The sequence below is a fragment of the Hymenobacter jejuensis genome (assembly GCF_006337165.1).
In the GTDB taxonomy this organism is placed as follows: domain Bacteria; phylum Bacteroidota; class Bacteroidia; order Cytophagales; family Hymenobacteraceae; genus Hymenobacter; species Hymenobacter jejuensis.
Window position 1 is genome coordinate 5,024,688 of record NZ_CP040896.1, and the last position, 20,678, is coordinate 5,045,365.

General features: G+C 59.4%; 19 protein-coding genes. 18 read left to right on the top strand and 1 reads right to left on the bottom strand.

Annotated features, from left to right (window positions below; genetic code table 11):
• Positions 1-86 precede the first annotated feature (86 nt).
• On the bottom strand, positions 87-2,942 hold the full coding sequence (locus FHG12_RS20675) for a TonB-dependent receptor (RefSeq protein ID WP_165699479.1): 2,856 nt from the start codon (positions 2,940-2,942) through the stop codon (positions 87-89).
• Positions 2,943-3,478: 536 nt separating this feature from the next.
• On the opposite strand from FHG12_RS20675, the gene FHG12_RS20680 reads away from it, so the two are divergent.
• The 18 genes from FHG12_RS20680 to FHG12_RS20765 all read left to right on the top strand — a co-directional run bounded on the left by FHG12_RS20680 (position 3,479) and on the right by FHG12_RS20765 (position 20,674).
• Positions 3,479-4,381 (top strand): helix-turn-helix domain-containing protein, encoded by a 903-nt coding sequence (locus FHG12_RS20680; protein WP_139517591.1) that lies wholly within the window; start codon positions 3,479-3,481, stop codon positions 4,379-4,381.
• 261 nt (positions 4,382-4,642) lie between these two features.
• Complete coding sequence (locus tag FHG12_RS20685) at positions 4,643-5,110, top strand: hypothetical protein (RefSeq protein ID WP_139517592.1); 468 nt, start codon at positions 4,643-4,645, stop codon at positions 5,108-5,110.
• Between the two features lie 3 nt (positions 5,111-5,113).
• Positions 5,114-6,601, top strand: coding sequence for a glycoside hydrolase family 1 protein (locus FHG12_RS20690; protein WP_230471222.1), 1,488 nt, complete (start codon positions 5,114-5,116; stop codon positions 6,599-6,601).
• 43 nt (positions 6,602-6,644) lie between these two features.
• On the top strand, positions 6,645-7,598 hold the full coding sequence (locus tag FHG12_RS20695; protein ID WP_230471223.1) for a VOC family protein: 954 nt from the start codon (positions 6,645-6,647) through the stop codon (positions 7,596-7,598).
• A 41-nt stretch (positions 7,599-7,639) separates the two neighbouring features.
• The gene (locus FHG12_RS20700; protein WP_139517594.1) at positions 7,640-8,743 is read left to right on the top strand and encodes an alpha/beta hydrolase family protein; all 1,104 of its coding nucleotides are present in this window, start codon (positions 7,640-7,642) and stop codon (positions 8,741-8,743) included.
• Positions 8,744-8,794: 51 nt separating this feature from the next.
• The gene (hisD, locus tag FHG12_RS20705; protein WP_139517595.1) at positions 8,795-10,087 is read left to right on the top strand and encodes a histidinol dehydrogenase; all 1,293 of its coding nucleotides are present in this window, start codon (positions 8,795-8,797) and stop codon (positions 10,085-10,087) included.
• Positions 10,071-10,829 carry an SDR family NAD(P)-dependent oxidoreductase gene (locus FHG12_RS20710; RefSeq protein WP_174805806.1) on the top strand — a complete coding sequence of 253 codons (759 nt, stop codon included), beginning with the start codon at positions 10,071-10,073 and terminating at the stop codon, positions 10,827-10,829. Before hisD ends, FHG12_RS20710 begins: the two co-directional genes overlap by 17 nt.
• A 44-nt stretch (positions 10,830-10,873) precedes the next feature.
• A complete protein-coding gene (locus FHG12_RS20715) occupies positions 10,874-11,788 on the top strand; it encodes a fumarylacetoacetate hydrolase family protein (RefSeq protein WP_139517596.1) in 915 nt (304 codons plus the stop codon).
• Between the two features lie 94 nt (positions 11,789-11,882).
• Positions 11,883-12,179, top strand: a complete 297-nt coding sequence (locus FHG12_RS20720; protein WP_139517597.1) for an antibiotic biosynthesis monooxygenase family protein — start codon at positions 11,883-11,885, stop codon at positions 12,177-12,179.
• A 52-nt stretch (positions 12,180-12,231) separates the two neighbouring features.
• Positions 12,232-12,993 carry a cyclase family protein gene (locus tag FHG12_RS20725; protein WP_139517598.1) on the top strand — a complete coding sequence of 254 codons (762 nt, stop codon included), beginning with the start codon at positions 12,232-12,234 and terminating at the stop codon, positions 12,991-12,993.
• Positions 12,994-13,049: 56 nt separating this feature from the next.
• The gene (locus tag FHG12_RS20730; protein WP_139517599.1) at positions 13,050-14,183 is read left to right on the top strand and encodes an FAD-dependent monooxygenase; all 1,134 of its coding nucleotides are present in this window, start codon (positions 13,050-13,052) and stop codon (positions 14,181-14,183) included.
• Between the two features lie 13 nt (positions 14,184-14,196).
• Positions 14,197-14,922 (top strand): protocatechuate 3,4-dioxygenase subunit beta, encoded by a 726-nt coding sequence (gene pcaH, locus FHG12_RS20735; RefSeq protein ID WP_139517600.1) that lies wholly within the window; start codon positions 14,197-14,199, stop codon positions 14,920-14,922.
• A 2-nt stretch (positions 14,923-14,924) separates the two neighbouring features.
• On the top strand, positions 14,925-15,491 hold the full coding sequence (gene pcaG, locus FHG12_RS20740) for a protocatechuate 3,4-dioxygenase subunit alpha (RefSeq protein WP_139517601.1): 567 nt from the start codon (positions 14,925-14,927) through the stop codon (positions 15,489-15,491).
• Between the two features lie 13 nt (positions 15,492-15,504).
• Complete coding sequence (pcaB, locus tag FHG12_RS20745; protein WP_139517602.1) at positions 15,505-16,863, top strand: 3-carboxy-cis,cis-muconate cycloisomerase; 1,359 nt, start codon at positions 15,505-15,507, stop codon at positions 16,861-16,863.
• 6 nt (positions 16,864-16,869) lie between these two features.
• Positions 16,870-17,649 (top strand): 3-oxoadipate enol-lactonase, encoded by a 780-nt coding sequence (gene pcaD, locus FHG12_RS20750; RefSeq protein WP_139517603.1) that lies wholly within the window; start codon positions 16,870-16,872, stop codon positions 17,647-17,649.
• A gap of 9 nt (positions 17,650-17,658) precedes the next feature.
• Positions 17,659-18,045 (top strand): 4-carboxymuconolactone decarboxylase, encoded by a 387-nt coding sequence (gene pcaC, locus FHG12_RS20755; protein ID WP_139517604.1) that lies wholly within the window; start codon positions 17,659-17,661, stop codon positions 18,043-18,045.
• A 4-nt stretch (positions 18,046-18,049) separates the two neighbouring features.
• Entirely contained in the window at positions 18,050-19,291 is a 1,242-nt protein-coding gene (locus FHG12_RS20760) for a 4-hydroxybenzoate 3-monooxygenase (protein ID WP_139517605.1), read from the top strand.
• 24 nt (positions 19,292-19,315) lie between these two features.
• Entirely contained in the window at positions 19,316-20,674 is a 1,359-nt protein-coding gene (locus FHG12_RS20765) for a 3-oxoacid CoA-transferase (protein ID WP_139517606.1), read from the top strand.
• Positions 20,675-20,678 lie beyond the last annotated feature (4 nt).

Consider the following 20,678-nt stretch of genomic DNA (forward strand, 5'->3'; position numbering starts at 1 on the left):
AATCAACAGGCCCATTAACGGCAATGCTCCTCTCTTTCCGCCATGCCATGGAAGCACGCGCAAGAGAGGAGCAGTACCGCAGGCTCTTAAAACTTGTAAACGGCCGACAGGAAGTAAGCGCGGGGCATTGAGCCTTGGGTGGCGTATACTGCGTTGGGGTTGGCCTGCACGTACTGGGGCGTAAAGGCTTGGCGGTCGAGCGCGGCCGGGAAGCCGCCGGGGCCTACCCAGCCCAGCACGCCGTAGGTGTTGAAAATGTTGTTGACGTTGCCCTGAAGGCGAAAATGAGCGTTCACATCGTAGGCTACTGTGGCATCAAACTGGCTGAAGCCGGGCAGCTTGAAGGCGTTGCTCACGTTGGCTTGGCGGTCGCCGAGGTAAAACCAGTTCACCTGAGCCAGGAATTTGCCCAGCGTGTAGGTGGGGGCAGCGCTCAGCATGAGCTTGGCATTGTTGTCGGTTTCGTTGCCCGAGTAGCTTACCAGCACATCGTCCTGGGGGCCGGGGCCGTTCGATATCCAGCTGCTGATTTTGGTGGCTTCCGAGGTCTGCACGGTGGCCGTGGCCCGCACCGACAGGTTGGTGGTCAGGGCGTAGTTGGCCTCCGCTTCCACACCGTAGGTCTTGTAGCGGGCAAACTGTACGGGAGGCGTGTAAGTGGTGTTGTCGGCGTTGGTGAAGGTTTGCACCGTCGCTACGTTGCTCAACTGGCTGTAGAAGGGCGTGAGGGCGCCGCTCAGCTTGGCGGTGTTTACCTTGAAGCCGAACTCTAACTGCTCGGTTTTTTGCGAGAAGGCGTTCGGGTTATCCCGCAAAAACGGCGTATTCAATGCAAAGAAATACGTCAGGTCCGGCGACTTACGGCCGTTGGAGTAGCGACCATACAAGGCGTAGTGTTCGCTGAAAGCATAGTTGAGGGCCGCCGTATACGAGAACGTTTTGAAGGTCTGGTCGAAGTTCAACGGGCTGCCGTCGGTGCCGCCGCCGTTGTCGTACAGCGTCAGGGGGTTGCCGTCGCGGCCGCCGTAGGTGGGGTCATTCCGGAGCGGGTTGGCCACGGGCTGCACGTTGTAGCCGGTGTGGTGGGTGTGCTCGTAACGCAGGCCGTAGTCGAAGTTCAGCTTGGGCGTCAGCTTCCAGCTGTGGCCAAAGAAGAGGGCAATCTGCTCTTGGCGGCCGTGGTTGTGGTTGATGCCATCACGGCCCACGTCCACGATGCCGTTGGGGTCGGTCACCTGGTAAGTTTTGCCGTCGAAGCCCGTCAGCGTGATGTTGGTGAGGTGGGGCTGGTTCTGAATGGTGCCAAACCCGATGCCGGCGTCGGTGGCCCCGCCCACACGATCAACCAAGGTATTGGCGTAGAAGCCTCCCAGAGTAAAGCTCATGTTGTCGAGCTTCTTAGTGAGGTCAAAACGATTGAGCACGTTCTGAATGTGCGTGTCCTGATAGAACATGGGCAGGAAAAACAGCGAGTTAGGCTGCACGTTGGCCCCGGGGAAGTTGTTGTTGGCCCCCGGCGTGAAGTTGAAGCCCGCAAACTGTCCGTTGATGATGTTAGGCGACTGTGTAACCGTGCCCAGCACCTGCCCGTTGGTCTGGTCGGTGAAGGTGTAGGTACCAAACCGCCCCAGCAGGTGCGGAATAGCGTAAAACAGCAAGCCCGTGGTTGAAATCGGGGTTACCACCGACGGCGTGTTCACCGTGGTTGCCTGGTTAGAATACCGGAAGTTGTTGGTCAGTGTCAGGTCGTGGCCCAAGTCCTGAGTCCAGAGCAGCCCGATGCTGCGGTCCCGGTTGTAGATTTTATCGGTGGTGTTGAACGTGCGTGTTTCCCCGCTATTGATGGGAAAAGGCACTGAGATATTGGGTAGGTAATACGAGTCGGTGGCCGAAAGGCCCGACAGGATTTTGGGGTCCGAGAAGCTCTGCGACGGAATAAACTCCGCCACCGCGTTGTGGTCGAGCAGCAGCTTGCCGTACAGCTTCAAAGAGCCGGTGGCGTAGTTCTTCACAATGTTGCCCCTCGCCTGGCCGCCGTTGTTCATCTGGTAGCCGGGGTAACGGGCGCCCTGCGAGGTGCGGTAAAAACCGCCGATGCTGTAAGTCAGGTCTTTGGCCGCATTTAGCGAGCCGCTCAGATTGGCGTCGGCGCGGTAATAAGGGTTTTTGCCGTTTCCTTCCAAGCCAAATTTGGTGCGTATTTCCGCCTCCGTTTTCTGACCGCCGGTTTTCGAAACGTAGTTGAAGATTCCTCCCGGCGAGTTAGTGCCCAGAATAGAAGCGGTGCCGCCCCGCACCGCCTCCAGGCGGGCCACGGTCACGTCGGCGCGCAGGTAATTGTCTACGCCCAAGTTCACGTTGGTTACCGGCAGCCCGTCTTCTTGCAACGACACGTAGTAGTACCCGTTGGCATTGTCAATCGAGCCCGCCGAAATGCCGCGCGTGTATACGGTGTTGTTGATCTCGCCGCGCGCTTGGTTCACGTACACGCCCGGCACGGTTTTGAGCAAATCGGCGGCGCTGGTAGGTGCCAGCAGCTGCATTTGCTTAGCGTTGAGGGTCGAAATGGCGACCGACGATTCCATCTTGGTGCGTTGGTCGAACACGCCCGTCACCACCACTTCATCCAGCGACTTGCTGTCGTCGGTCATGCTGATGGTCAGGTTGTCACCCTGTTTATCCAAAGGCACCAGCACCTCTTTCGTCGCATAACCCACGAAAGAAACCGTGAGGCTAACGTTTCCGGGCGCGATGCCTTTGAGGGTAAAAGCACCAGTCGCATCCGTGGAAGTACCGTTACTGGTGCCCTTCACCACTACGGTCGCTCCAGGTAGCCCGGTGCCTTTGCTGTCCGTCACCCGCCCCGTAAGATCGCCAGTGCTCTGCGCCAGAGCTTGCCCGGCCATTAATGCCAGCAGAAAAAACAGCAGCAATCGGGTCATAAGCCGAGGTTGTGGCCGAGTAAAACCTGTGTTCATGATTGAAAAGATGAAGGTGTGAAACGCGAATGCGGCAGAAAGAAGCTCCCGTCACTTGGCCAGTTGGCAGGCAACCGCTACATGACGGAGAAGCCCGGAAGAACTTGACGGCAAGGGCCTACCAAAAAATAGAAAAGCACTTGGTTAGTGAGTAATAACTCACCGTATTGAATTGAACAAATGTATGCTCATACCTACCGGATCATTATGTATATTCCGGCATTTGTTGTGCATATTCAATCCAATTGGCAAATTCAATCCGAAATGCGCCCCATTTTCCCCTCCCTTTGCACTTAGTTCCCTTATTTTTTGACTCATCTCAGATAGAAATGAAGCTAGACCAATGACTACCCGCGTCAGCACCTGATCTTGGTCTTCAATGCTTGCACCACTTTCACAGCATTGACTCAGACTGCTAAGACGCATTTATACTGGTGGCTGAACAAAGTCAATATATACAAGCACTTGATTATCAAATATTTATATAAACACCTTGCTTTATGCAATCGAAATCGATTCCGCTGTTTAATCCTGCCGACCTGGGCCGGCACCACTTTGAAACCTGGGACGAGTGGCAGTTCACGGCCCTCAACGACGTATTTCATATCAATCGGCTCGAAACGCACCTGGAGCACATTCCTTTTCCCCTCGCCCCTCACCGCAAAACGGTTCACGATTTCATTTTTCTTACGCAGGGCCGGACGCGGCGCAGCAAGGGCCTGAATGAGTATGATTTGGGCAAAAACACCTTTTTCTTTCTGCCAGCCACTCAAATCACCACCCACGAGTTTATGAGCCCGGACAGCACGGGCTTTTTCTGCCACTTCGATTTGGACCTACTCACCAAGTCGTTTGTGCAGCCCGAAGTGATTGCGGAAATTCCTTTTCTGCGCTTCACCGGCAACCCCCTCGTGCATGTGCCAGAGGCCGTAATGCCTAGAGCCCTGCACCTTATGCAGCAGATGGAAGAAGAACTCAATGCCGGCCGGCCCGACGTACTCGACTTGGCCCGCGTATACTTGCTGACGCTATTTTTTGAGTTGAAGCGCTATGCGGACCCCAGTGAGAAAACCGGCCCCAACGCCGCGGCCCGCATCACCCAGCAATACAAGAATGCTCTGATGCAGCACATCTATGAAAAGCACAATGTATCTGCCTACGCGGAGCTGCTGGCTGTATCGCCCAACCACCTCAACAAGTGCGTGAAGGCCACTACGGGCCGCTCTGCGCAGGATACTCTCGACGACATGGTTCTGCTGGAAGCCAAGGCGCTACTGAAACAATCAGAACTGAGCATCAGCGAGATAGCCTTCAAGTTGGGCAAAGAAGACCACAGCAATTTTAGCCGCTTTTTCAAGGCCAAAACCCAAACGACCCCCAAAGAATATAAGCTCTCGAAGTAAGATACACTTACCCATGAGCCTCTTGTAGCTCACTGAGCCACCGGCTTCGGTCGTGTTCTGCTCACCCCGACGGCTGGAAAACCTAGCATATACGGTCGGGATTGAATTTACATAGTAAAAGCCGGAATCTGCATAGCCCTTCGGAGAATAAGGACATACTTTTGTTTTGTCGGCATATGTGAGTTAACACTCACTTACCAACTACAAAGTGTTCCTGCACTGGCACGCACGAGCAGTGCGACGGCCTAAATTCTTCCGCCAATGCAAGCTTTCCGAAAGCGCAATGCGCGTACCGCAACGCTGGCCAATCTGGTCATCAATGCCGTGATTCCTTTTTTCATTTTGTTGCCGGTGTCGGCCATCAATGTAAAAGGGGGCGCGCCCAACTTGCTGACGCTTTTGTTGCCGGCCGTGTTCATTTCGGCGCTCGCTACTACCATTGCCACATTTGCCACGTTGCCGGGCCGACCAAGTGGCTTGGGCTGGTTGCCGGCTGCCGTGCTAAACGGCGTGGGCATCGGGCTACTGTTTGCGGTGCCGGTACTAGTGGCCTTGCTAGTGATGCAATTTCTAATAAGCGATAACCACCTGATTAGCAAACCTATAGCCTTGCTAATGTCGGCCATTACGGGAGCCGGCGTTGGGTATCTGGCCTCATTCGTGGCCTTGCGGCGGGCGCTAAAGCTTCATAATTCCTCACTGAACGATGCGGCTTCGGCCAGCCTGTAGCTTATGAAATATAAAAAAATCTGGGGCTGCCTCTTAGGTTGTCTGGTCTGGAGCACGAGCATGGCGCAAGCGCCAGTTGCTGGTTCGCAAGTACCGGCAGCCAGCTCTATTCGCTTTCCGAAGGGGTTTTTGCTGGGCACCAGTACGGCGGCCTACCAAGTGGAAGGCGCTTATCAGGCCGATGGCAAGGGAGAATCTAAATGGGACTTTTTGGCGAATAAAGTTGGAGCCACCCAGTTCGTCATCGGCAAAAAGGAGACGGGCAACGTGGCCGACAACATGTACGATCGTACTCAGTACCTCAAGGACATTGCCTTGATGAAGGAGATGGGCGTGAACGCTTACCGCTTCTCCATTGCTTGGTCGCGCATTATTCCGCAGGGCACAGGGGCGGTGAACGCCAAGGGCCTGGCCCACTACGACCAGCTAATTACTGACCTTAAAGCTGCTGGCATTGAGCCAGTTGTCACGCTGTATCACTTTGATATGCCGCAGCCGCTGATGGAAAAAGGCGGCTGGAACAACCCCGAATCGGTGCAGTGGTACGCAGCCTACGCGGAGGTGATTTTCAAGCACTATGGCCAGAAGGTCAAGAAGTTCATCACGTTCAACGAGCCTTACATCGAGCACTTTCTGGCCGACTACATGATGAACGTCGAGCAGAGCAAAGCGCCGGCCAACGTGCGCTACGCCGCCGCCATGCCCAAGGCGCATAACATGCTGCTCGCCAACGCCAAGGCGACTGCCGTCTACCACCGCTTGAAGCTGCCCGGCATGGTGGGCATCACCCTCAACCTGTCGCCCTGCATGCCTTTCGATGCCAACAACCCGGCCGATGTGCGTGCGACGCCCCTGCAGGATGAGTTGCTGAACACGCTCTTTCTGGACGCCATTTATAAAGGACGCTACCCCAAGCGGGCCCTCGATTCGCTGCAGAAATACAACCCGGCCTTCCGCCCTGCCCCGGCCGACATGGCACTACTAGCCGCACAAAAGCCTGATTTTCTGGGTATTAACTTCTACGCGCCGGCCCAAGTGAAGGCCGACCCGACGGCCCCGATGGGTTGCACCTGGATCGGCAACAATACCGATCCGGCTCCGGCCTCGGGCAACGGCCCCAACCGGCCCGATCAGCTCTACGCCTTGCTGATGCGCCTAAAAACGGAGTACGGCAACCCGACTACGATGATCACCGAGAATGGCGCGGCCTACGGCGACGTGGACGAGGCCGTGGTGAACGGCAAAATCAACGACACGCACCGCTGCCAGTACTTGCTGGGTCACCTCGGAGCCTTGCAGCAGGCCCTGGCCGACGGAGCCAAAACCATCGGCTACATGCATTGGAGCCTGCTCGACAACTTCGAATGGGTGTTCGGCTACTCGGTCAAGTTCGGGCTCATTGGCGTGGACCGCACCACGCTGGCTCGCACGCCCAAGCAGAGCTACTATTTGTACCAGTCTATTCTCAAACAACAACCGAAATTGCCCTAGTGGCCCCCTTCTCATGGCTCGTAACCCACATTACCTTTCGCAAATGGCTCACATTGAGGTGTATACCACCGATTTGGAGGCTTCGGTAAAGTTCTTTACCGACGTAGCGGGGCTCGACGAAACTGGCCGCGACGACACTTCCGTGTACCTGCGCTGCTGGGGCGACTACTTTCACCACACCCTCAAGCTCACGCAGCGCGACACGCCCGGCCTGGGCCACCTGAGCTGGCGCGCCGACAGCCCCGAGGCGCTGGAAGATGTGGTCGCGTACCTGGAGAGCACCGGCGCGGGCCGGGGCTGGGTAGACGGCGACCTGGGCCACGGACGCGCCTACCGCTTCGAGTCACCGGATGGGCATGTACACGAGGTGTTCTGGGACGTGGTGTGGTTAAAGGAAATCGGCGAGCGCGGCAGTGTCTTCACCGACCGCTACGCCAGCAACCGCCGCCGCGGCCTTTCGCCCCGCCGCTTCGACCACGTAACGCTAAACACCACCAGCTACCCGGCCGAAAAAGCTTTCTGGAAGGGCCTGGGCCTAAAAAACCCCGATGAGGTGCGCATCACCGACCAGATTCCGCCGGTAGGCGGGCTCTTTAGCATCGGCAACCTGTCGCACGACATTGCCATCTTCACCGACCCGCACATTCAGCCGGGCATGGGCGCGCTCAACCACGTGGCCTTCGCCTTCGACAGCCGTGAAGAAGTGCTGCTGGCTTGCGACTACGTGATTGAGCGCGGCTACACGTTGGCCATGGGGGCCCCTACCCGCCACAAAGCCGACGAGGGTTTCTTCATCTACATCGACGAGCCGGGCGGCAACCGCTTCGAGTTTTACGCCGGCGCCCGCCTGATTTTCGCCCCCGACCACGGCCCGGATGTGCACTACCTCAAAGACAACCCCAACGACGCCTGGGGCAACACCAACCCCTGGAAGGCCGATGGCGGCTTCAAGGCCGAGCACGGCTCGATAAAGACCAAAGAAGGAGAAGTGGCGTAGCCGAGCCCGGCCCAATCCATTCATAACCAAGCTATTTTGCCATGTGGCATTACTTTCCCGAGCATTACATGTTTTCGTACCAGCTGGTACGCATCCTGGCGCAGGCGCACTTCGGCGGCGGCGAATTCAACGAATGCCTGGAGGCCGCCAGCCGTATTACGCCCGGCGACTTCGAGAGCTTCTACCAGAGCTGGAACCAGACCGGCGATACCGTGCTGGCCGAGGCCGAAGCCGCGATGCAGGAACACCGTAGCATTACGGCGCACGCCACCTACCTGCGGGCGGCCAACTACTTCCGCATGGCCGAGTTCTTTTTGCAGCCCGACGACCACCGCAAAAACGAAACCTACGGCAAGGGAGTAGCCGCCTTCCGCAAGGCCATGGAGCTGACCGAACACCCCCCGCGTCGGGTAGAAATTCCCTTCGAAGGCCAAATCATGTCGGGCTATTTCTTTGAAGTGCCGGGGCAGAAAAAAGGGCCGCTGGTGATTATGTTCGGGGGCTTGGACTCTACGGCCGAGGAGCTGTTTTTTGGCCCGTACGAAATGCTCAATGACCGGGGCATCTCGCTGCTGATTCTCGACGGACCGGGCCAGGGCGAGTCGTTGCGCCTGCGCGACATGCTCACCCGCTACGACTACAACGTGCCGGCTACGGCCGCTTTTGACTGGGCCATTGCCAACCTCGACGTAGACCCCGCGCGCATTGGCATCATGGCCGTGAGCATGGGCGGCTACATGGCTGCTCGCTCGGCCGCGTTTGAGCACCGCTTCCGGGCTTGCGGCATCTGGAGCGCCGTGTACAGCTACTACGATGTGTGGGCCAACCGCCCCGACAGCCACCCGCTCTCGCGCGTGCTCTGCCACATCGTGGGCGTGAAAGACATGGCCGAAGCCCGCGGCAAACTGGAGCACTTCAAGATGGCGGGCATCGCGGGCCAGATTCAGTGCCCCACCTACATTTCCCATGGCGGCGACGACCGGCAAGTGCCCGTGTCGCAGGCCCAGTCCATGTTTGACGAGCTGACCTGCGAGAAGTACCTGCACATCGTGCCCAAGGAAAGCACCGGCTCGGCCCACTGCCACGTCGACAACATGACGAAGGTGCTGCCCTTGTTTGACTGGATGCAGGAGCAATTATCATAAATATCTGATAATCAGGCATTTATTAATTAACTAATAATAACCCTTATCATCATGGTTAAGGTTATCAAAAAAGGCATCACTTACGCCGAGTCTGGCGAGGCCGACGCCAAGGTGCGGGCAACGGTCGAAGGCATGCTCAGCGACATCCGCACCGGCGGCGACGCAGCCGTGCGGGCCCTGTCGGAGCGCCTGGACAAGTGGGCGCCCGAGAGCTTTCGGCTCTCACCAGCGCAGATTCAGGACATCTTGGCGGGCATTGCGCCGAGCGTGCTCGATGATATTCGATTTGCCCAGGCGCAGGTGCGGAATTTTGCCGAAAAGCAGCGGGCCACCATCCTAGATTTGGAGGTGGAAACCCTACCCGGTGTGTTCCTGGGCCACCGCAACATTCCCGTAGGCAGCGTGGGCTGTTACGTGCCGGGCGGACGCTACCCCATGGTGGCCTCGGCTCACATGAGCGTGCTCACGGCGAAAGTGGCGGGCGTCAAGCGCGTGATTGCGTGCACGCCGCCCATCAACGGGCAGATTCCGGCCGAAACCGTTGCGGCCATGTACCTGGCCGGGGCCGACGAAATCTACCTGCTCGGCGGGGTGCAAGCCGTGGCCATGATGGCTTTGGGCACCGAAACCGTAGCATCCGTCGACATGCTTGTGGGGCCCGGCAACGCATACGTGGCCGAAGCCAAGCGCCAACTCTACGGGCAGGTCGGCATCGACTTGTTCGCCGGTCCGACGGAAATCCTGGTCATTGCCGACCACACCGCCGACGCCGAAATGTGCGCCACCGACCTACTCGGCCAAGCTGAGCACGGCCCCACTTCCCCCGCTATTCTACTGACTACCAGCGAAGAGCTAGCCCATGCTACCATCGCCGAAGTAGACCGCCAGCTCCAGACCCTAGCTACGGCCGACATTGCCGGTGTGGCCTGGCGCGACTACGGCCAAGTACTACTCGTGGACTCCGTGGAGGAACTCGTAACCGAAGCCGACCGCCTCTGCAACGAGCACGTGGAAGTGCTGACCGAAAACCCGCGCTACTTCCTCGAGCACATGACCAACTACGGCGCCCTGTTCCTGGGTCCGCGCACCAACGTGGCCTACGGCGACAAGGTCATCGGCACCAACCACACGCTGCCGACCAAGGGTGCGGCCCGCTACACCGGCGGCTTGTGGGTAGGTAAGTTCCTGAAAACCTGTTCCTACCAAGAAGTACGTACCGCGGAAGCGAGCGCCTTAGTGGGCGAGTATTGCTCGCGGCTGTGCGCCATCGAAAACTTCTGGGGCCACAAGGCCCAGGCCGACTTGCGGGTAGAACGCTACGGGCAGCATGAGCCTGTCGCTTAGCCCTTTGAGCGGCCGCGTGGCCGTGGTGACGGGCGGTGCCGGAGGCATTGGTTCGGCCATTTGCCAGACGCTGGCCGCGGCCGGCGCATCTGTGGTCATCACTTACAACACCAACGCCGACAAAGCCGAGACTCTCTTGGCGCAGCTGCCCGGCACCGGTCACGCAGTCTTCCAGGCGCCAGTTGATAACAGTCAGACGCTCAAACAATTAGCCAGTTTTGTAACTGAGCGTTACGGGCGGCTTGATGTGTTGATCAACAACGCGGGCATTACGACGCCCGTGCCCCACGACAATCTCGGGGGGTTATCAGACGAATGGATTGACCGCATTTTCACGACGAATTGGCGCGGGGCCTTTGCCATGATCCGGGCCTGTCAGGATCTGCTCACCGCCAGTGGCAACGGCTTGGTTGTCAATATCTCTTCGGTCGCCGGCCAAACGGGCATCGGCAGCAACGTAGCGTACTGCGCCTCCAAAGCCGCCCTGGACAGCATGACGCGCTCGCTGGCGCGGGCCTTGGCTCCGGCCATCCGGGTGGTGTCGGTGTCGCCGGGCTGGGTGCTGGGCGAGTACGCCAGCCGCGCGGACCCCGCCTATTTGCAAGCGCAAGTGGAGGCCACCCCGCTCGGCCGACTGGCGACCCCCGGCGATGTCGCCAACGCCGTGCTGGCCCTGGCTACCACGCTCACCTTTACCACCGGCGCCATCCTCCCCGTTGACGGTGGCCGGCCGCTCCGCTAGCCTTTGTCACCCCTTTTTCTCCCACCCTTTCTACTACTTATTCTATGAAGCTGGTCACTTTTAAAACGCAGGAAGGCGCGGCCCGGGCGGGCTGGTTGCAGGACGGCGGCGTCGTGGACATGCAGCAGGTAAGCAGCGGCGCGCTGCCCGCCGATATGCTCTCCTTTATTGACAAGCACGAGGAGTATTTCCAGCTCATTGAAGAGAATAACTGGCAGGCCGCCGCGCCCACCCACGCGCTGGCAGACGTGCAGCTGCTGGCTCCCCTGCCCAACCCGCGCAGCTTCCGCGACTACATCAGCTTCGAGCAACATCTCAAAAATGCCTCTTCTAAGTTTGGCCACCAGATTGCCGCGGAATGGTACGAGATGCCTATTTTTTACTTCACCAACCACCAAGCGATTTATGGTCCCGGTCAGGATGTGCCGCGCCCCCAGGGCGAAACCCGCCTGGACTATGAGTTGGAAATGGGCTGCGTTATCGGCAAGCGCGGACAAAACATCAAAGCCGACGAAGCCGACGCCCACATTTTCGGCTACACGATTTTCAACGACTTCACGGCCCGCGCGATTCAGGCCCGCGAAATGCGCTGCAACCTGGGCCCGGCCAAAGGCAAGGACTTCGCCAACAGCATCGGGCCTTACCTCGTGACCAAGGACGAAATGCAGCCGCTCCTGAACGGCGACGGCCGCTTCAACGCGCGCATGACCTCGCGCATCAACGGCCAGACCATCTGCGACGGCAACTTCAACACGATCCATTACACCTTCGGGCAAATGATTGAGCGGGCCTCGGAAAACCACGTCACGCTGTACCCCGGCGACATAATCGGCTCTGGGACAGTGGGTTGGGGCAGCCTGATTGAAACCAACTTCGAAGCCCACAGTGCCCTGGTACCCGGCGACGTAATCGAGCTGGAAATTGACGGGCTGGGCGTGCTGCGCAACCAGATTATCTAAGCAAAATTTCTAAGTGCGTGTCTTTCCAAATAGGTTGCAGAAGGGCGGCCCTGCCGGCTGCCTGTTTGGATACATCCTTTAGCCACTAGGACCGATGATTTTAGAAGTTGCCATTTTCGACATTGTGCCCGGCCAGGAGGCTGGGTTTGAAGCGCAGTTTGCGCAAGCCGAATTGATTATTAGCCAAGCCAAAGGCTACATGCGGCACGAGTTGCAGCGGGGCATCGAAACCGACCACAAATACGTGCTGCTGGTGCGCTGGGAAACGCTGGAAGACCACACGGAGGGCTTCCGCCAATCGCCGCTTTTTGGCCAGTGGCGCGCGCTGATTGGGTCATTTTTCGCGACTCCGCCCGCCGTGGAGCACTTCCGGCTGATTTCGGAACGGTAAGCTACCGCGCTCTGCAAACTTAGATTTACACCCATCCTCACCATTTCCCGCCATGAAAATCATTGACCTTTCGGTGACCATTTCCACCGATATCAAGGAGCCGCTGCCTACTAGCATTGAGTACGAAAACCACCAGGAAGGCGCCCGCAAAATGGGCTCCAAGCTCTTTGGTGGCGCCTCCGCCGATGTGTTCTTGGAGGGCAACGGCCCCGCCGGCGAAGTCATCACCCTGACGGGCCACGCCGGCACGCACATCGACGCCCCTTGGCACTACTTCCCCACCAGCGAAGGCAAACCCTCGCGCACCATTGAGCAGATGCCGCTGGATTGGTTTTTCCACGACGGCGTGGTGCTCGACTTCACCGACAAGCCTGATGGCTACTGCTTCAGCACAGAGGATGTCAAGGAGAAGCTTGCGGCTATCAACTACACGCTCAAGCCTTTCGACATTGTGCTCATCCGCTGCGATGCCGACAAGCGCCTGCACGACGATGATTTTGTCAAGATCCACGTCGGTGCTTCGGCTGAAGCCACGCATTGGCTTATTGATCAGGGCATTAAGGTGATGGGCACCGACGGTTGGGGTTGGGATCCGCCCTTGCACCTGCAAGCCGCCGACTACCACGCCAACCCTCGCCCCGGCGTGATTTGGGCCGCGCATTACGTAGGCCGCGAAAAAGAATATTGCCAAATTGAAAAGCTGGCCAACCTCGACCAGCTCCCGCCCTTTGGCTTTAAGGTGGCCTGCTTTCCCGCCAAAATCAAAGGCGGGAGCGCCGGCTGGACGCGCGCGGTGGCCATTTTTGAAGACTAACAGCTAGCTTACCCTTCCCTCGTTTCCTATTCCCACCCATCCAATTCAGAGTAGTCATGGCATCGGTTAACAAAGTTCTCGTCGTGGGCGGCGGCATTGGCGGCTTATCGGCCGGCGTGGCGCTGCGTCAGGCCGGCATAGAAGTGGACATTGCGGAACTGCATCCCGCCTTCGACGTGTACGGAGTCGGTATCATTCAGCCTTCCAATGCCTTGCGGGCCTTAGATTCGCTGGGTTTGGCCGATGCGTGCCTCGAACAGGGCTCCCCCTACGGGCCCATTGACTTGCACGCGCCCAACGGCCACAAGTTTGCCTCGGTGGGGCCGCCGCCGCTGGGCCGCTTTCAACCGCACAACGGCATCTCGCGCCGCATCCTGCACACCATTCTGCACGATGGCGCGCAGGCGCACGGCGTGAAATGCCGCATGAACCTGAGCGTGAGCAGCTTCGACAACCGCGAAGATGGTGTGGATGTGACGTTCACGGATGGCAGCACCGCCCCGTACGACTTGGTTGTGGGCGCCGATGGGGTAAACTCGAAGGTGCGCAGCTTGCTGTTTGGGCCGCAAAAGGCGCGCTACGTTGGGCAGTCGGTGTGGCGCTACGCCTTCGACCGGCCTGCCGAGCTCACCACCGGCCACATGTACATGGGGCGCAACACGCGCGTGGGCCTGATTCCGATGACGAAAGACCGGATGTACATGTTTCTGCTGTCGAGCGAGGGCGAAAACCCGGTTATCCCAACCGAGCAACTGCTGCCCCGCATGAAGGCGCTGCTGGTCGATTATTCGGCCCCGCTGGTGCGCCAGGCCGCCGAGCAAATTACTGATCCAGAGGGCATTATATACCGCCCCCTGGAAACCCTGCTCATGCCGGCGCCGTGGTATAAAAACCGCGTAGTGATCATCGGTGATGCGGCCCACGCGACCATTCCGCAACTGGGCCAAGGCGCTAGCCTCGCCATCGAAGACGCGGTCGTGCTGGCCGAGCTGCTGCGGACAGGCGAGCCGGTAGCTGCCGTGCTCGAGCAGTTTATGGCTCGGCGCTTCGAGCGCTGCAAGATGGTGGTAGAAAACTCCAATACTGTCAGCGAGTGGGAGCAGCTCGAGTGGCAGGGCCGCTTGCCGGAAGGAGCCAACGTCGCCGCGCTCATCGGGCAGGCCTCGGGCCGCATGGGCGCGCCCATCTAAACGCGATATTTCCATGGAAAATCTACTTTCGGCGGCGCCCACCGCGTTCCAACCGCGCGATTGGGAAGTGCAACCGCCCTACCTGGTTCCCGCTTACAAGTCCAGCGTGTTGCGGGCGCCGTCGCAGCCGCTGGTGCCGCTCAAGCATACCCTCTCGGAGCTAACCGGGCCGGTGTACGGGCCCGAATGCCTGGGACCCCTCGACCACGACCTGACCCGAAACGGACGGGTGAATGGCGAGCCGCTGGGCGAGCGCATCATTGTGGCCGGGCGGGTGCTCGACCAGTTTGGCCGCCCCGTGCCCGATACGCTCGTGGAGATCTGGCAGGCCAATGCCGCCGGCCGCTACGTGCACAAAGGCGACCAGCACGACGCGCCCCTCGACCCCAATTTCTTCGGCGGCGGCCGGGTACGCACCGACGCGGAGGGCCGCTACCAATTCATGACCATCAAGCCCGGCTCCTACCCGTGGGGCAACCACCCCAACGCCTGGCGCCCGCATCACATCCACTTTTCGTTGTTTGGGCCCAACATCGCCACCCGCCTCGTGACGCAGATGTACTTCCCCGGCGACCCGCTTCAGGCCATCGACCCGATTTTCCTGGGCACGCCGCCCAAAGGCCGCGAATTGCTCATCTGCCGCTTCGACATCGACAGCAGCATTTCCGACTACGCCCTGGCTTATGAATTTAACTTGGTGCTGCGCGGTCCCCTAGAAACGCCTTTTGAAACCCGTTGATTATGAGCCTATTGACCCAAACTCCTTCGCAAACCGCCGGGCCCTATTTCGCCTATGGCCTTGCGGCCCGGCAATACGGCTTTCCCCACACCAGCATCGCCGGTGCGACGCTAGCCGAAGCGCACACCCCCGGCGAGTTGATTGCGTTGGAAGGCCGCGTACTGGATGGCGTTGGTCAGCCGATCAATGATGCGCTGGTGGAAATCTGGCAAGCCGACGCTACAGGTCGCTATCATGCCCCTGATTTCGGCGGGTTCGGGCGCTTTGGAACGGGCACGGAGCGCGACCAAGCCTTTCGTTTTCAAACCATTAAGCCTGGGTCGGTGGAAGGACAGGCACCGCACATCAACGTGCTGGTGTTCATGCGCGGCCTGATGAGCCACCTCTACACCCGCCTCTACTTTGCGGATGAGGCCGGGGCCAATGCCCTCGATCCGGTATTGAATTCGGTGCCTTCCGACCGGCGCGCCACCTTGCTCGCCCCCCGCGTTGCCGGGCCGGGCCTGCCCTGCTACCGCTTCGATATTCGGGTACAGGGCGAAGGCGAAACGGTGTTTTTTGATCTGTAGCTTTTCAAATTAGATGGCCGGGCTTTACCATAACATATTCACTGACAAGCAGATAGAAAACTTGTTCTCGGCCGAGACGCAGGTATCCTATATGCTTGCCTTTGAACGTGCCCTGGCCAATGCGGAAGGCACTTTGGGTGTTATTCCAGCCGACGCGGCCGAGGTCATTGCGGCCGTGTGCCGGGAAAGCAAGTGGAACACGGAAGCCTTAGCCGAGCAGACGTTGTTGGCCGGTAATCCTGCGATTCCGCTGGTTAAAATGCTAACCCAGCGCGTGGCGCAACGCGATACGGAAGCGGCCAAGTACGTGCATTTCGGGGCTACCAGCCAGGACGTACTGGACACGGCCCTGATGCTGCAACTGCAAGCGGCAACTACTTATATCACGCACAAAAACAATGAGTTACAGAACCAGCTAGCCAAGCTAGCCAGTGCTCACCGCGATACGGTGATGATCGGGCGCACCTTGCTGCAACAGGCGCGCCCGATCACGTTTGGCTACAAAGTGGCGGGCTGGCTTGAGGCCTTACTACGCGCCGGGCAGGGGCTGGAATTTGCGCAGCAAAACACCTTTGCCCTGCAACTGGGCGGAGCTGTGGGTACGCTGGCCACCTTGGGCGAACACGGCCCGGCCGTCGTGACGCACGTGGTGGAGGCGCTGGGACTTGCCGCGCCCTTGCTGCCTTGGCACAGCCAACGCGACCGACTGGTTGACTTCGCCGCTAAGCTGGGCATTCTGTGCGGCAACCTGGGCAAAATGGCGCAGGACCTCACTCTGCTGATGCAGACGGAAGTGGGCGAAGTGGCCGAAGCGGCGGCTCCCGGCAAGGGCGGCTCCTCAGCGATGCCGCACAAGCGCAATCCGGTTTCGGCCACCTTTATCGTTGCCATTGCGCGGCGCACCCCGGCGCTAGTGGGCACGCTGCTAGCTGGCCTCGCCCACCACGAGCAGGAACGCGCCGCCGGGGCCTGGCACGCCGAATGGGAAGTGCTGCCGGAACTGGTGCGCCTGACCGCCGCCGCCCTCGGCCACGCCAACGATCTGATAAGCGGCCTGGAAGTCAACGCCGAACGCATGCTCCGCAACCTGGAGCTTACGCAAGGGCTGATTTATGCCGAAGACGTAACGGCCCTGCTCACGCCCAAGCTGGGCAAAGCCGAAGCCCACCAACTCGTGGAGGAGGCCAGCCACCGGGCACAACGTGAAGGCCTGCACCTTCGGGAGTGCTTGGCGCAACACTTCGATATTTATAAATACCTTAACAACAATACGTTAGAGCATGTCTTCGATGCACACCGGGCGACGGGGCTAAGTCAGTTTTTCACTGACCAAGTACTGGCCCGTTTCCATACCTCCACTTCTACAACCTGATCGGCCATGCCCCTGCTTTCTACTGCGACAGGTCCTGTATTTTACACCCTGACCGGCCCCGTGACCGCGCCGGTTTTGGTTTTTTCCAACTCCTTGGGCACCGACCACACAATGTGGGATGCGCAGCTTCCGGCCCTAACCGCCCATTTTCAAGTGTTGCGCTACGACACTCGAGGCCACGGCCAAAGCGCGGTTACGCCCGGCCCTTATTCGGCGGAGTTGCTCGGGCGCGATGTGTTGGCCTTGCTGGACGCTCTGCAACTAGAGCGGGCGCATTTCTGCGGTATTTCCCTGGGAGGAATAATTGGTCAGTGGCTCGGCATTTATGCCCCGGAAAGGCTTAATAAGCTGATTCTAAGCAACACAGCCGCCAAAATAGGCACTGCAGAAGGCTGGAACGCCCGCATTCAGCAGGTGGAGCAAGAGGGCTTAGACGCCTTGGCGGAAGCGACAATCGGGCGGTGGTTTACGCCTGAGTTTCAGCAGGCCCAACCCGCTGAGGTACAGCGCATTCTGCAGTCTTTTCAGCGCACCTCTCCCATCGGGTATGTTGCTTGCTGTGCGGCCGTACGCGACGCCGACTTCTGGCAGGATGTGCGCCGCATTTCGGCCCCCACCTACGTGTTGGCCGGTACCGAGGACCCTGTGACTACGGTGAAGGACGGCGAATACCTAGCCCAGCACATCCCCAACGCCCACTTGCTGCCGTTGCGAGCGGCTCACTTGGCGAACATCGAAGCTGCCCCGGCCTTCAACGCGGCGGTGCGGCGCTTTCTTCACTTCTAACCCCACCCCATGAACCAGGAAGAAATTTACGACGCGGGGATGCAGGTCCGGCGCGAGGTGCTGGGCAGCGAACACGTTGACAAAGCCACAAGCAACGTCAACGCCTTCAACGGTGATTTTCAGAATTTTATCACCCGCTACGCCTGGGGCGAAGTCTGGACGCGGCCCGAACTGGCGCGGCGCGAACGCAGCCTGATTACGTTGGCCATGCTCATCGCCCTGAATCGGGAAGACGAGTTCAAGATGCACGTACGCGCGGCCCTAAATAACGGCGTAACCATAGCCGAGATCAAGGAAGTGCTCTTGCAATCAGGCATTTACTGCGGTCTGCCCGCCGCCAATGCTGCCTACCACGCGGCCGAAAAGGTGTTTGCCGCCCTCAATCTTGAATTTTAAGCCCATGGAAACCGCTTTCCCGGCTACCCGCCGCACCCAAGTGGGCATTATCGGTGCTGGCCCTGCCGGCCTGCTGCTTTCACAACTTCTTCACTTGCAAGGCATTACCTCGGTAGTGCTGGAAAATCGCAGCCGCCAACGGGTAGAGAGCCGGCAACGGGCCGGGCTGCTGGAACAAAACACCGTGAATCTACTGCGTGAGGCCGAAGCTGCCGACCGCCTCGACCGCGAAGGCTTGGTGCACGAAGGCGTGATTTTGAGCTACAACGGCCGCCGCCACCGCATAGCGCTCTCCGAGCTGACCGACGGCGAATGCGTGACGATTTATGCGCAAACCGAAGTCGTGAAAGACCTCATTACCAAACGCCTAGAAGCTGGCGGCGAGTTATTATTTGAAGCCGAAGCCACCCGAATTGAAGGGCTCGAAACCGATTCGCCGCGCATCCATTTCACCTACCAAGGCCACGCCCACATTCTAGAATGCGACTTTGTGGCCGGCTGCGATGGCTTTCACGGCATTTCGCGCGCTGCCATTCCGGCCGAGTTGCAGAAAGTCTACGACAAAACGTATCCATACTCGTGGCTGGGCATTATCGCGCAGGTGCCTCCGAGCACCGACGAGCTGATTTACGCCTTCCACGAACGCGGTTTTGCCCTGCACAGCATGCGCTCCGCGGAGCGCAGCCGCCTCTACGTGCAGTGCGGCGTCGACGACACCTTGGAGGATTGGCCGGACGAGCGGATCTGGGCCGAGCTGCATGCGCGCTTGGGCACCAGCGGCTGGACCTTGCAGGAAGGCCCCATTCTGGAAAAGTCGATTACGCCCATGCGCAGCTTCGTTTCGGAGCCCATGCAGTACCACCGCCTGTTTTTGGCCGGCGACGCGGCGCACATCGTGCCGCCCACCGGCGGCAAAGGCCTGAATATGGCCGTTGCCGACACCAAGAGCCTGTTTGACGCGCTACGGGCCTGGTATCAGGCCGGCGATGCCTCCTTGTTGCAGGGCTACTCGGCAGCCTGCATGCGCCGGGTGTGGCGGGTCCAGGAATTCTCCAACTACATGACCGAGATGCTGCACCTGCTGCCCGGCAAGGCCGCCTTCGACCAACATTTGCAGCAATCGCGGTTTGATCTGCTCACCACCTGCCCGGCCGCTTCCAAAGTCATTGCCGAAAACTACGTGGGCATTGCCGCCCGGCGGGCCAGCGAAGCCGTGGCGGAACAGGTACCCGGCGAAATCTTGTAACCATCACGTATTGAACCTATTAGCATGAAAGCGGTACCCCAAGTGAGCGTAGCCCAAGCGGCGGCGATGGTGAAGGATGGCGATACGCTGTTGCAAGGGGGTTTTGGCATGACCGGCAACCCCGTGCACCTGATGCACGCCTTGGCCGAAACGGCCACCAAGAACCTGACCTTTATCGGCAACAACGTAGGCGAACCTGGATTGGGCGGCGGGCGCTTGCTGCGCAACGGCCAGATTAGCAAGATGATCGGCTCGTTTTTCACCAGCAACCCCGACGCCGTCAAAGCGGCTCAGTCGGGCACAGTCGCGTATGAATTGCTGCCCCAGGGCACGCTGGCCGAAGCCATCCGCGCTGGTGGGGCGGGCATTGGCGGCTTCTACACCCCCACGGCGGCGGGCACGCTGATCACGCAGGGCCTCGAAACCAAGGTGCTCGACGGCGTGGAGCAGGTATTTGTGAAAAGCATTCGAGGTAATGTGGCCTTTATCCGGGCCTGGAAAGCCGACACAGCAGGCAATCTCGTCTACCGCATGACGGAGCAAAACTTCAACCGGGCCATGGCCACGGCCGCCGATCTGGTGATTGCTGAAGTCGAAGAAATTGTGCCCGTGGGTTCTCTCGAACCCAGTAGCATTCACACGCCCGGCTGCTTTGTCGATTACTTGGTGCAAGCCACGCTCACGCCCGAAGATTTGGGTAGCTCCGTGTCGGTTAGCGCGGCGAAACGGGTGGATGAGCCGCGCCTGAACATGGCCCGCCGCGCCCTGGCCGAGCTGCGCCCCGGCGACGTGGTGAACCTGGGCATTGGCATTCCGACGCTCGTAGCCGACTTAATCGAGCCAGAGCACGGCATCATTCTGCACACCGAAAACGGCATGCTCGGCGTCGGCCCCGCTCCCTCCGACGGCGGGGGCGCCATGGACTATCCCGTCAACGCTGGCAAGATTCCGGTGACGGCGCTGCCGGGCAGCAGTTATTTCGACAGCACCGATTCCTTCGGGATGATCCGGGGGCGGCATGTGGACGTGGCCATCATGGGCGGCCTCGAAGTAGACGAAGCAGCGAACTTGGCCAACTGGGCCGTGCCGGGCAAACCACTGCTGGGCGTGGGCGGCGCCATGGATCTGGCCCGCGGCGCCAAACGCCTCATCATCACCATGACGCATACCAACCCGGATGGCACTTCCAAGCTTGTGCCGGCTTGTACGCTACCACTGACCGCGTCCGGTGTGGTTGATTTGGTCATTACTGACTTGGCCGTGTTTGGCTTTGAGGAAGGCCAGCTTACTCTATTGGAATTGATGCCAGGTGCTACCTTGGCGGAAGTTCGGGCCAAAACCAGCGCCCAGTTCCAGGAACGGGTGACCGAGCTTCATTTATAACTAC

Coding starts and splice junctions, on each gene's coding strand:
- FHG12_RS20675 (WP_165699479.1), bottom strand. CDS start 2,942: ATGACCCGATTGCTGCTGTTTTTTCTGCTGGCATTAATGGCCGGGCAA.
- FHG12_RS20680 (WP_139517591.1), top strand. CDS start 3,479: ATGCAATCGAAATCGATTCCGCTGTTTAATCCTGCCGACCTGGGCCGG.
- FHG12_RS20685 (WP_139517592.1), top strand. CDS start 4,643: ATGCAAGCTTTCCGAAAGCGCAATGCGCGTACCGCAACGCTGGCCAAT.
- FHG12_RS20690 (WP_230471222.1), top strand. CDS start 5,114: ATGAAATATAAAAAAATCTGGGGCTGCCTCTTAGGTTGTCTGGTCTGG.
- FHG12_RS20695 (WP_230471223.1), top strand. CDS start 6,645: ATGGCTCACATTGAGGTGTATACCACCGATTTGGAGGCTTCGGTAAAG.
- FHG12_RS20700 (WP_139517594.1), top strand. CDS start 7,640: ATGTGGCATTACTTTCCCGAGCATTACATGTTTTCGTACCAGCTGGTA.
- hisD (WP_139517595.1), top strand. CDS start 8,795: ATGGTTAAGGTTATCAAAAAAGGCATCACTTACGCCGAGTCTGGCGAG.
- FHG12_RS20710 (WP_174805806.1), top strand. CDS start 10,071: ATGAGCCTGTCGCTTAGCCCTTTGAGCGGCCGCGTGGCCGTGGTGACG.
- FHG12_RS20715 (WP_139517596.1), top strand. CDS start 10,874: ATGAAGCTGGTCACTTTTAAAACGCAGGAAGGCGCGGCCCGGGCGGGC.
- FHG12_RS20720 (WP_139517597.1), top strand. CDS start 11,883: ATGATTTTAGAAGTTGCCATTTTCGACATTGTGCCCGGCCAGGAGGCT.
- FHG12_RS20725 (WP_139517598.1), top strand. CDS start 12,232: ATGAAAATCATTGACCTTTCGGTGACCATTTCCACCGATATCAAGGAG.
- FHG12_RS20730 (WP_139517599.1), top strand. CDS start 13,050: ATGGCATCGGTTAACAAAGTTCTCGTCGTGGGCGGCGGCATTGGCGGC.
- pcaH (WP_139517600.1), top strand. CDS start 14,197: ATGGAAAATCTACTTTCGGCGGCGCCCACCGCGTTCCAACCGCGCGAT.
- pcaG (WP_139517601.1), top strand. CDS start 14,925: ATGAGCCTATTGACCCAAACTCCTTCGCAAACCGCCGGGCCCTATTTC.
- pcaB (WP_139517602.1), top strand. CDS start 15,505: ATGGCCGGGCTTTACCATAACATATTCACTGACAAGCAGATAGAAAAC.
- pcaD (WP_139517603.1), top strand. CDS start 16,870: ATGCCCCTGCTTTCTACTGCGACAGGTCCTGTATTTTACACCCTGACC.
- pcaC (WP_139517604.1), top strand. CDS start 17,659: ATGAACCAGGAAGAAATTTACGACGCGGGGATGCAGGTCCGGCGCGAG.
- FHG12_RS20760 (WP_139517605.1), top strand. CDS start 18,050: ATGGAAACCGCTTTCCCGGCTACCCGCCGCACCCAAGTGGGCATTATC.
- FHG12_RS20765 (WP_139517606.1), top strand. CDS start 19,316: ATGAAAGCGGTACCCCAAGTGAGCGTAGCCCAAGCGGCGGCGATGGTG.